Origin of the sequence: Porphyromonas bennonis DSM 23058 = JCM 16335 (assembly GCF_000375645.1) — a bacterium.
GTDB classification, from domain to species: domain Bacteria; phylum Bacteroidota; class Bacteroidia; order Bacteroidales; family Porphyromonadaceae; genus Porphyromonas_A; species Porphyromonas_A bennonis.
On record NZ_AQWR01000056.1, the window covers coordinates 1 to 10098 of the forward strand.

Annotated in this window: 11 protein-coding genes; 1 reads left to right on the plus strand and 10 read right to left on the minus strand. The window is 57.6% G+C overall.

Going from position 1 to position 10098, the window contains the following annotated elements:
• Positions 1 to 18 precede the first annotated feature (18 nt).
• Positions 19 to 171 (plus strand): MBL fold metallo-hydrolase, encoded by a 153-nt coding sequence (locus B088_RS08505; protein ID WP_281109924.1) that lies wholly within the window; start codon positions 19 to 21, stop codon positions 169 to 171.
• 910 nt (positions 172 to 1081) lie between these two features.
• Here B088_RS08505 and B088_RS08510 read toward each other — a convergent pair.
• The 10 genes from B088_RS08510 to B088_RS07660 form a co-directional block, all read right to left on the minus strand.
• The gene (locus tag B088_RS08510; protein WP_018107830.1) at positions 1082 to 1237 is read right to left on the minus strand and encodes a DUF4295 domain-containing protein; all 156 of its coding nucleotides are present in this window, start codon (positions 1235 to 1237) and stop codon (positions 1082 to 1084) included.
• Between the two features lie 22 nt (positions 1238 to 1259).
• Positions 1260 to 1463 carry a 50S ribosomal protein L33 gene (gene rpmG, locus B088_RS07620; protein WP_018107831.1) on the minus strand — a complete coding sequence of 68 codons (204 nt, stop codon included), beginning with the start codon at positions 1461 to 1463 and terminating at the stop codon, positions 1260 to 1262.
• 117 nt (positions 1464 to 1580) lie between these two features.
• Entirely contained in the window at positions 1581 to 1841 is a 261-nt protein-coding gene (gene rpmB, locus B088_RS07625) for a 50S ribosomal protein L28 (protein ID WP_018107832.1), read from the minus strand.
• A gap of 147 nt (positions 1842 to 1988) precedes the next feature.
• Positions 1989 to 2372 (minus strand): preprotein translocase subunit SecG, encoded by a 384-nt coding sequence (gene secG, locus B088_RS07630; protein WP_018107833.1) that lies wholly within the window; start codon positions 2370 to 2372, stop codon positions 1989 to 1991.
• Between the two features lie 64 nt (positions 2373 to 2436).
• The gene (locus B088_RS07635) at positions 2437 to 3117 is read right to left on the minus strand and encodes a hypothetical protein (protein ID WP_018107834.1); all 681 of its coding nucleotides are present in this window, start codon (positions 3115 to 3117) and stop codon (positions 2437 to 2439) included.
• A 21-nt stretch (positions 3118 to 3138) separates the two neighbouring features.
• A complete protein-coding gene (locus tag B088_RS07640; RefSeq protein WP_018107835.1) occupies positions 3139 to 3645 on the minus strand; it encodes an LptE family protein in 507 nt (168 codons plus the stop codon).
• Positions 3645 to 4901, minus strand: a complete 1257-nt coding sequence (locus tag B088_RS07645; RefSeq protein WP_018107836.1) for a sigma-54 interaction domain-containing protein — start codon at positions 4899 to 4901, stop codon at positions 3645 to 3647. Before B088_RS07645 ends, B088_RS07640 begins: the two co-directional genes overlap by 1 nt.
• Before the next feature lie 61 nt (positions 4902 to 4962).
• A complete protein-coding gene (locus tag B088_RS07650) occupies positions 4963 to 6333 on the minus strand; it encodes an aldehyde dehydrogenase (protein WP_018107837.1) in 1371 nt (456 codons plus the stop codon).
• 64 nt (positions 6334 to 6397) lie between these two features.
• Entirely contained in the window at positions 6398 to 7315 is a 918-nt protein-coding gene (locus B088_RS07655) for a DMT family transporter (protein WP_018107838.1), read from the minus strand.
• Between the two features lie 4 nt (positions 7316 to 7319).
• Positions 7320 to 9893, minus strand: a complete 2574-nt coding sequence (locus B088_RS07660) for a zinc-dependent metalloprotease (protein WP_026170561.1) — start codon at positions 9891 to 9893, stop codon at positions 7320 to 7322.
• Between the last annotated feature and the right edge of the window lie 205 nt (positions 9894 to 10098).

Below are 10098 nucleotides of genomic sequence, written 5' to 3' on the forward strand. Positions count from 1 at the left end.
CGATCGGCAGGTCGACTAATTATGATCGATGTGGGACCGGACTTCCGCCAGCAGGGGCTGCGTGAGGAGCTGGATCACCTGGATGCGATCTTTGTCACCCACGAGCACTACGACCACATAGGCGGGATGGATGACGTGAGGGCTTTCTCCAGAAAGAAACAGAAGGTCTGAGACTTAGTCTGACAACTGCACTGATTCTTAGTTAGGGGGTTACTATTTCCTGAATGTGATCCTCTGGAGGACTATGTAGCACGCTATAAGAAGAGGAATCAATAGAATCGCTATCGACACTACTGCCGACGTCAGTAATGACCAATGCAGAATATAGAGGCAAAAGCTTGCGACGAGGACGATGGTTGCGAATCCGGTGAAAAAACCGACCGGGAAGGGAATAGGGTAATAGTCCGGAACAAGGTCGCAACCGCATTTTTCACACTTGATCGTGTAACCATATGCATGTACAAGATAGGGCATGCATGTCCTTATGGACTGGCGATGTCCACAGTGTGGGCATCGTCTCGAGTCCTTATACCTCTTTACATTCATTTGAGTGCTACGTAGAAAAACAACAGCCGCTTGGTCAGGTACTAAATGCTTCTTTAGGATTCTCGCATAGCCGGTTTACTATGTGGCGCAGACCGCAGAAGACGCAATATTGACCAGAAAGAGACAGGAAGAGACACAGAGAGACTCTCTGAGACGACTCCGCCCGGCGGGGGTGCTATATTTGCACCGCTGAATCTTCCGGATAAGTGAGATGATCGTCGCTCGCCGTGGTGGTAGGGGACAGTCCCTGCTTCTCCTCCGACGCACTCTACATCCTCCATCGGGTATTTCGCGCTGTAGGAGAAGACTCTTAGGAGCGCGCTTCGACAGACTGAAAGTGCGAACCGCAAGGGTCGCTTCGTTTCCGCACTTTCTCAATGAGCAAAATGGTTTTCTTTGTCACTCAGTACCCTCAAGTGCGTCACTCCTGAGAGATCCATCCTCAGAGAGCAAAAAAAAGCGAGCGAAAGTAGAGGAAAGACTCTACTAGCGCTCGCTGTGTTTATCTATAGGCTGACTGAGGGTCAGCTCTAAGTCACTTAGCCTTAAGGACCTCCTGGACCATCTCGTTGGGGACCATCTGCTCCGAGAAGACATAAGCACCCGTCTTGGGGGACTTGACCATCTTCACTACCTTGGAGTAAGTACGGCCGTCACTGGCATGGAGGGTTGATATCGCTTTCTTTGCCATAATGTACTAGTCGATCTCTGTATTACTTAATCTCCTTGTGTAGGGTCATACGCTTGAGGATGGGATTGTACTTCATCAGCTCAAGGCGCTCGGTGGTATTACGCTTATTCTTCGTAGTGATGTAGCGTGATGTACCGGGCAGACCACTCTCTTTCATCTCCGTGCACTCCAGGATCACCTGGACACGGTTCCCTTTAGCTTTCTTGGCTTTCTTTCTCTTGGCCATATCGTGATTGATCTATCTATGCGGTTACAAAAAATCAGGGAAGGACTCTCACGGACAGTGCCTCACGCAGCATCACAAGTGAGGGGTAGTGGTCCAAAATCCTCTCGTCGGGTAATCTCAGGCCTTATCGGTAATGATGAAGTCGTCCAGATAACCCTTCGATGCAGCACTACGGAGCGCAGCATCCAGACCCACCTTATTGATCAGGCGGAGACCCTTGGCGGAGACACGCAGGTGTACCCAGCAGTCCTCCTCGGGCCAGTAAAACTTGCGGTTAAAAAGGTTGGCATTGAATGTCCTCCTCTCACTGCGGTGAGAGTGAGACACGCTGTTGCCCTTGATCGCCTTTTTGCCGGTCAGTTGACATACTCGTGACATAATATCTTGTCTCTATAATATTGTATTCGTGTACTTAAGTTTCAGGGTGCAAAGGTACCACACTTCGGGCAGATTAGCAATCCTTTAGCCGGATAAACTGCTATATCACACCCTACAGCCGCTCTCACGAGCGGTGTCCCGAGGTTCTTACTCAGCCGGAGTAGCGGGCTCTGCGGGGGTCTCTGCGGGGGTCTCTGCGGGAGTAATGGTGTTGCCACCGAAGGGCTGGGCATCAGCAGGTGCGGGGATGGTAGCTTGGTCGACGTAGTCGTTGATGACGCTCTCCTGCTTATTGATGGCGTGCTGTACGGTGGGAGTCCACTTGGCGACCACGACGCAGAGCAGGCACATGATGCCGGCGAGCCACCAGGTGACCTTCTCGATCATATCGGTGGAGCGACGGACGCCCATCACGTTATTGGCGCTGGAGAAGCCACTGGCCAGACCGCCTCCCTTGCTGTCCTGGATGGTAACCACGAAGATCAGCAAGATAGCTGCAAAAACGCCCAGAATATTAAGGAACGTAAACATTTTCCTCTTTAACTTACTAGTACATAGGGGTTCACACCCCTGATCTCATTATATCCAAAATAGATCAGTCCGCCACGAGCCCCTTGCGACGTTGCTCGAGCTGACCAATTCGCTCGGCAAAGTAACCACTTTTTTCCGGATATTTCAAATTCAAGGTCTTAAGGATCGTCATAGCCTCGGAGTATCGCTCCTGTGAGGCGTACATCATAGCCAGCTTCTCCGTGAAGAGCTCCTCACCAGGCAGGGGACCATTATCCTCGTCCTCGGGAGGGAGGGCGACGTCATCCTCCTTGCAGTCGGGACGGATGCGGATCTTCTCCGCCTCGGGTCCCTCGTCGAGGAAGTCCTGGACGATCTGAGCCTCAGACTCCCGCTTTGTCCGTGCCGACTTGGCCGGGGACTTAGTGGAGGCCGTCACAGTCGGCGACTCATCAGGTACAGCGGACTCCTCCGGGCGGTAGCTCCGGACATAGCGGTCGATCAGGTCGTAGGAGTGGGACTGCGGTCCTCCGGAGGTAGCATCCAGCGTCAGCAGGAGGGAGAAGGGGTCGTGCAGGTACATCAGCCGACGCTTCAGCTCAGCGGGGAAGCGCACATCCTCACTACGGTAGAGGTCGATGAGGAGCAGCCGATGGAGCGCCTCACAGTAGGGGTACTGGCGACTCAGCTCGAGGAGATCCTCGAGATGGTACGCCGTCAGCGTCATCGGGTCGGCAAGGGCACGGGAGAGGTCATCGTAGGTCATAGTCGGGCTTTTTCCATAGGGCTACCAGTTCTCGACAGTAGCATTGAAGATCTGATTGATGATATCCTTGGTCAGCTCCTGACAGAGCTGATCCTGCACGTCGACAAACATCTGCGAGCTGTCGAAGGTGCCAAAGGAGGTAAACTCTCGCTCAAAGCTCTCCTCCTCATTCACCTTATTGGTAAAGCGGACATTGATCCGAAGGGTGAGCCGAGTCTTGGCGGCGAAGGCATTCTCCTGGACCGCCTCCGCCGAAAGGTCGTAGCCGACGATCTCTCCCTCGATGCTCAGGTCGCCGTTTGTCGGTATGTCACGTAGGCGCGTCTGCCTCTGGAAGCGATCCTTCAGATCCTCCGTGAAGCGCTGTGCGAGGGGCGGGTAGACGGTAGGAGCAAGGTTCTGGAAGTCTGCGATGGAGACCGTCTTGATCTTCGTGTAGTCGATGCTGGCTCCATTGAGCGAGTACTTAATGGAGCAGCCGGCGAGGAGGAGCGTAAGGAGAAGCGATATGAGGATAGACTTTTTCATCACTGCTTATTGAGCTTGCGGTAGAGCGTGCGCTCGGAGATGTCCAGATCCTCTGCCGTCTGCTTGCGGGAGCCCTTATTCTTCTCGAGGACGAAGTCGATGTACCTCTGGCTCATCTCCTCGAGCGTGAGCATCTTGCCCTCCGTGCTGGTCAGCTCCTCGAAGTCTGCCTGTAGGTCACCGCCGCGCACCTCCTCCGCCGGAGAGGAGTGCATCAGATCCTGCACCGGTACCTCCGACGACCGATCCGGCATCATCAGGCTGCCGGCAGGCTCGCGACGAACCTGCGTCTGGAGGAAGCGGTAGAAGAGCTGGGTCAGCTCTCCGACACTCCCCTTCACATCCCGAAGCATCGACATAATGGCCCCCATCCCGGCACTGCTCCCGACCGGCTCATCCATCATCGACTCATAGCCGATCGTGGGAGAGACCAGCGCAGGATGGCGCACCTCGGCATTACGGGGGAGATTATCCTGCAGCACCTCACGGCTGATCATGCGATCCGGGGCGATCACGCTCAGGCGCTCCACCACGTTACGCAGCTGGCGGATGTTCCCCGGCCAGTCGTAGCTCTGCAGGAGCTGCTCCGCCTCCTCGTCGAGACGGATCGGCGGCATATGGTACTTGTCGGCAAAGTCGGCGGCAAATTTCTTGAAGAGCAGGATCACATCGCGACCCCTATCCCGTAGGGGCGGCAGGTCGATCGTGACCGTATTGAGTCGATAGAGCAGATCCTGACGGAACTCGCCCCGCTTGACCGCCTCATGTAGATTGACGTTCGTTGCCGCCACGACGCGGATATCGGTGCGCTGGACATCGGACGAGCCTACTTTCATGAATTCGCCACTCTCCAGCACCCGCAAGAGTCGCGCCTGTGTCGCCATAGGCAGCTCGCCCACCTCATCGAGGAAGATCGTCCCTCCATCCGCCACCTCGAAGTAACCCTGACGCTCCGTCACAGCGTCGGTAAAGGAGCCTTTCTTATGCCCAAAGAGCTCCGAGTCGATCGTCCCCTCCGGGATCGCTCCACAATTGACCGCCACATAGGGTCCATGCTTGCGGAGGCTATTTTGGTGGATGATCTTGGGGAACGCCTCCTTCCCGACGCCGCTCTCCCCACCCACGAGGACGCTGACATCGGTCGGAGCGATGAGGAGAGCCACCTCGACAGCCCGATTGAGCGCCGGGCAGTCGCCGACGATCTGCTGCCGCTGCTTGGCGCGACGGATCTCCTCCTTGGGTATACTATTATTCATACAGGGTCACTCTTTGTCAAGTCCAAAGGTACCCAAAATAGTGGTCTGACAAAAAGTCAGACTACCGCAACATCAGCCGCACCAGCCGCAGATCCCGCTCGATATTTCGCCCATAACGGACCGGCAAATCCAGCCAGGTAGCCTTATGAAGAATGCTCTTCCGATGGGAGAAGGTCTCGAAGGAGAAGCGCCCATGGTAGCCGCCCATGCCGCTCTCCCCCACTCCCCCGAAGGGCATCTGAGACGAGGCGAGGTGCATGATCGTATCATTGACGCAGCCGCCCCCGAAGGGGACGCGCGAGATCACCTCTCGCTCCACCCTCCGATCCTCGGTAAAGAGGTAAAGCGCCAGAGGACGGGGCCGATCGGTCACCTCACTGATCACCTCATCAAGACTGTCGTAGGTCAGTATAGGGAAGATAGGTCCAAAGATCTCCTCCTCCATCGCAGCACAGTCCCAGTCGCCCCGCACGATGCAGGGGGCGACCCTTAGGGTCTCCTCCGACACTGCCCCACCCCAGAGGACATCAGAGGCAACGATCATGTCGCGGAGGCGGTCAAACTTCTTGCGATTAATGATCCGTGGATAGTCCGGACTAAGCTCCGCATGCTCGCCCACCTGCCTGACAAAGGCGCGCTTCAGGGCGCTGATGAAGGGCTCCACGACCGACCGATGAACCAGGGCATAGTCCGGGGCGACACAGGTCTGACCGCTATTGAGGCACTTCCCCCAGGCAATGCGCCGAGCCGCAAGGTCCAGCTTAGCCGTCGGGTCGATGATACAGGGACTCTTCCCGCCCAGCTCGAGCGAGACGGGAGTCAGGTGAGCCGCCGCCTTCTCCATCACCACCCGCCCGACACGAGTCGAACCGGTGAAGAAGATGTAGTCGAAGCGGGCGTCCAGCAGGTCTTGATTGACATACCGATCGCCCTCCACCACAGTGATGTACTCGGGACGGAAGGTCTCTCGGATGAGCCGGCTGAGCAGGCGGGAGGTGTTAATAGAGTAATTGGAAGGCTTGAGCACCACCGTATTCCCTGCTGCTACAGCACCGGCGAGCGGCGAGATACTCAGCTGGAAGGGGTAATTCCACGGGCTCATCACCAGCACGTTACCATACGGCTCCGGGACGATCCGGCTCCGTCCGGGGAGATTGGACAGATCGGTGCAGACCCTCCGCGGCCGCATCATCCGAGGGAGGTGGCGTCGCAGGTAGCCGATCTCGCTCAGGGCGAAACCGACCTCCGTGGTATAAGCCTCGAAGCGGTTCTTCCCCAGGTCCTCCTGCAGCGCAGCCTCTATATCGGTCTCACTCATTCGGATCGCATGATAAAGGCGGTCCAGCATCTCACAGCGAAAGCGGCAGGACAGAGTCACTCCCGACCGGAAGTACTCCCTCTGCTTCGCCACCAGTTCCTCAGTCTTAGTCATATCATTTCACTCTGGTTTCTTCTCCAAATGTACCCCTTTTCTACAGTCCCCTGCGCAGGACGAGCTACCGACCTCGCTTGAGGTCGCGGCGGGACTTACTCTGCGTCACAATGACGACGCCGAGGATCACCAGCACGCCCGCAACCATCTTGGTGACCGTAAAGGTCTCCAGTCCCATCAGCAATCCGGCCGTCGTAGCGATGACCGGATTGCCGTAGTTATAGACGGCTATGACGGTGGGACGAAGGCGCTGCTGGGCGTAGGGCACCAGCAGGTAAGCCATCACCGTAGCGGCAAGGACGACGAAGCCAAGGCGGAAGAAGAAGGTACCGTCCATCTCTCGCCACGGCATCTCCACGGCGGGACCGATACTGAATGGCAGCACGATCAGGAAGGAGATGAGGAAGAGCCACTTCATCAGCTCCAGAGGAGAGTACTTGTCGATCAGCCGCTTGAAGAGTGTGAGGTAGAGCGTGTAGCTAAAGGTGGCAAGCAGAGCGATCAACTGCCCTGCGACCGCCCGGGAACCACTGCCGGCATCACCGCCCTTGGAGAGCATCAGGAGCAGCACACCGCTCAGCCCGACGAGCACGCCGAGCACCTTCTTCCACGTCAGGGGCTCCTTGAGGAAAATAGCAGCCAGGAACATCGTGAAGATCGGTCCCATCGTCGTCATCAGCGACTGCCTCAGCGGTGTGGTCATCGAGATGGCAAAGGCAAAGAGCCCCTGATTACCCAGCACCCCCGTGAGCGATGCCCCGATGAGGAGCCAGGCATCCCGCGCCTCCACACGCCGCCCCGCAGGCACCACGAGCGAGGCAAGCCAGAAGACGACACACGAGGTCCCAAATCGGCACGCCATGTGGAGCCAAGGCGAGAGCACCCCATCGATGAGGAGTGCGTTGGAGAAGGGACCGTTGAGTCCAAATGCAATTGTCGCCAGGAGCATCGCCAGATGCCCCTTGACCTTTTCCTCCTTCATCCTATCAGTTCTTATCCAGCAGTCGGGCGAGAGCCACCTCCCACCCGTCATAGTATGCCCGAGTCACGGCGTCCGTCGTCTGCGTGGCACGGAGGCGGTAGGCGCGTCGGATCTTGCTGAGAGCGACACGGACGTAGGGCGCTATCTCCTCAGTCTTGACGCTTGGGGTAAGCATATTGAGCCGCGCTGCTGCCACCTCGCCACACAGATCGCTCGCCCCGGGCAGAGAGTTTGCCCACGCTTGCGCCTCGGAGAGCCTTCGCTCCCCACCAAAGTGCACAGACGACTCCGCATACCCCATCAGCATCTCGATCCCTGTCCGCTGGAGACACTGTTCCGAGCGACTCAGCGCCCCTCCGCCGTCGCCCTCACGCAACAGTTCATCCACATAGTCACTGAGGTACTGCTCCACCGTATAGCCGGAGCCTCCCTTAGGAGCCTCGCTCCCGTCGATGATACCCTGCAGTCGGTACCCCGCCGTCAGGTCGTTGAGGACAAGGGAGAAGAAGTAGGGCTCGCCTTTATAGGGATCATAGCTATCCGATCGGTCAAATCGCTGAGCCAGATAGGGAGTAAAGAGCCACTCATCCAGTCCTCGCAGCTGGGCAAAGGTCCACCTCAGCGCCTCCACCTGGCGAGACTTGGGAATGTAGGTCAGCGGCATCCGACCATCTCCCTGCCGCTCGTCGTGATAGACACGTCCCCCCACGATCGGAGTGACATGGCGGACGTACCGGAGCATCTGCTCGATGATCGCATCATAGACCTCTCGCAGGTCACCAGACGGTTCACCGGGCTTCGCCAGCCAAGCCTCGAAGTGCCCGGCAATATACTTTAGATTCTTCACCCCGAGGGTATTTGCCGCCACAGGATCATCGGAGAGATCCTCTGTCTGAGCCGTCGGATCCACCGTCACGATCTGCTGTAGTCCGTAGGTGTACCGCCTATCGCCCGAGTGACGCTCGATAAGCGCTCTGAGGGCACTCTTCTCCCGCTCCGCAGGATACTGACGATACCCCCACTCGATCGCATGGATGTCATAGGGACCCAGGAGGGGCGGTACCAGCCGCACCCCACGTTCCGGGTCACCTGGCCGGGCAACATAATTGAAGCGCGCATAGTCCATGATCGACGGCGTGGTGCCGTACGCTTGGGTAAAGGCTGGATCCCTCAGCTGCTCCACGGTGTAGGCCGATGAGGCGCCCATATTGTGCTCCAGTCCGAGAGTATGCCCCACCTCGTGCGCCGCCACATACCGCATGGCCTCACTCATGAGGTCGTCCGGCAGCTTATCCGCCCGCACCCGAGGATCCACGGCGCCGGTCTGTACCAGGCGCCAGTAGTAGAGGAGTGAGGTGACGTTGTGGTACCAGATCACGTCCGCACAGAGGATCTCTCCGCTCCGAGGGTCGACATACGAGGGGCCCATCGCATTGGCGACTTTAGAGGTAGCATACTTGACGCAAGAGAAACGCAGGTCATCGGGATCGAAGTCCGGCATCTCCTCCTTAGTAGGATACATCCTGGCACGAATGGCATTACTGAAGCCCGCCGCTCTGAAAGCCTGCTCCCAGTCGCAGATACCATCGAGGACCGCCTGACGCCACTTGGGCGGGAAAGCGGAGTCGACGTAGAAGGTGATCGGCTCCACCGGATCCACCACTTCGCCCCGCGCATAGGCAGCACTATCGGACGGCTCCAGCCGCCACCGATGGATGATCTCATACTGCTCGATCCGATCCTTATCGGACGAGTAGTGGCTCCTCGCAGAGGAGAAGTAGCCGACCCGGCTGTCGGCGCGACGAGACCGCATCGGGCGGTCCGGCAGCAGCACCATCGACCGATGGATCTCCAGAGTAGTGAAGTAGCTGTCACTCGCATAGGCAGCGACACTCTTCACCTCCACATTGCGTTCAAAGGACCGCGCCCCGACAATGTAAGACCCGCCACTCACGGGGCTCCCCTTGGGGAGGGTAAAGGGATCATTGCTCTCAAAGAGAGGATCCCCGTCGAGGAAGAGCGACGTGACATCGATCACCCGACTCTGCCCGGTCCGCGCCTTCACATCAAAAGTCCGCGCGATCGGCGGAACGAAGTTTCGGTCAAAGGAAGCCTTGATCGGATCCTCCTCATCGACATAGCCGTGAGTCGGCACCATCTTAAGCAGCACCTTATCCTTACCTCTCGCCTCCAGACGGGCGATGAAGGGGGTGATCATCATCTGACCCGCCACTGCCGACGAGGGGTCGGAGGTACGTGAGATCCGGCTGGTAAAGAGCAGCGGCCTGCCGAAGAGGCTGTCCGGAACCTCAAAGTAGAGGTCTCCCTCCTTCTGTATCGTCACGACGAGACCGGAGTCGATCTTTGCCTCGCTCACTAAGTCATCGTACGCCTGCTCTTCCTTACTCTTCGTCTCCTCAGGCTGATTCTCAGCCTCCTCCTTAGCCTTCTGTCGCTTGCTCTTCAGCCACCCCTTCAGCGGTCGGCAGGAGGTCTCAGGCACCTGAGCCTGCAGCTCTGCGCCCACAGACATCACCACCAGGCAGGCGAGCAGCAGCCTGTAGAGAGTTTTGCTCATATACTTACTCATAATCAGCTCCAAAGGTACAAAATAAGGTCCGATCCTCTCATCCGACTGTGCCACCCGTCCAGGGGTGACGCATTTGAGCACAGGGGTAATCATATACCTAGAGGGCTTATCCGTGAGGCACCCGAAGGGTGCTCGCTCCATAGGCATCGGTCATCCGCGAAGCGGTGACCGATGTACAAAGACCCTTCCCTAC

Excerpts from the sequence above, each read along its gene's own strand:
- B088_RS07660 (WP_026170561.1), bottom strand. The coding sequence starts at position 9,893 with ATGAGCAAAACTCTCTACAGGCTGCTGCTCGCCTGCCTGGTGGTGATG.
- rpmG (WP_018107831.1), bottom strand. The coding sequence starts at position 1,463 with ATGGCCAAGAGAAAGAAAGCCAAGAAAGCTAAAGGGAACCGTGTCCAG.
- secG (WP_018107833.1), bottom strand. The coding sequence starts at position 2,372 with ATGTTTACGTTCCTTAATATTCTGGGCGTTTTTGCAGCTATCTTGCTG.
- B088_RS08510 (WP_018107830.1), bottom strand. The coding sequence starts at position 1,237 with ATGGCAAAGAAAGCGATATCAACCCTCCATGCCAGTGACGGCCGTACT.
- B088_RS07645 (WP_018107836.1), bottom strand. The coding sequence starts at position 4,901 with ATGAATAATAGTATACCCAAGGAGGAGATCCGTCGCGCCAAGCAGCGG.
- B088_RS07635 (WP_018107834.1), bottom strand. The coding sequence starts at position 3,117 with ATGACCTACGATGACCTCTCCCGTGCCCTTGCCGACCCGATGACGCTG.
- B088_RS07640 (WP_018107835.1), bottom strand. The coding sequence starts at position 3,645 with ATGAAAAAGTCTATCCTCATATCGCTTCTCCTTACGCTCCTCCTCGCC.
- B088_RS07650 (WP_018107837.1), bottom strand. The coding sequence starts at position 6,333 with ATGACTAAGACTGAGGAACTGGTGGCGAAGCAGAGGGAGTACTTCCGG.
- rpmB (WP_018107832.1), bottom strand. The coding sequence starts at position 1,841 with ATGTCACGAGTATGTCAACTGACCGGCAAAAAGGCGATCAAGGGCAAC.
- B088_RS07655 (WP_018107838.1), bottom strand. The coding sequence starts at position 7,315 with ATGAAGGAGGAAAAGGTCAAGGGGCATCTGGCGATGCTCCTGGCGACA.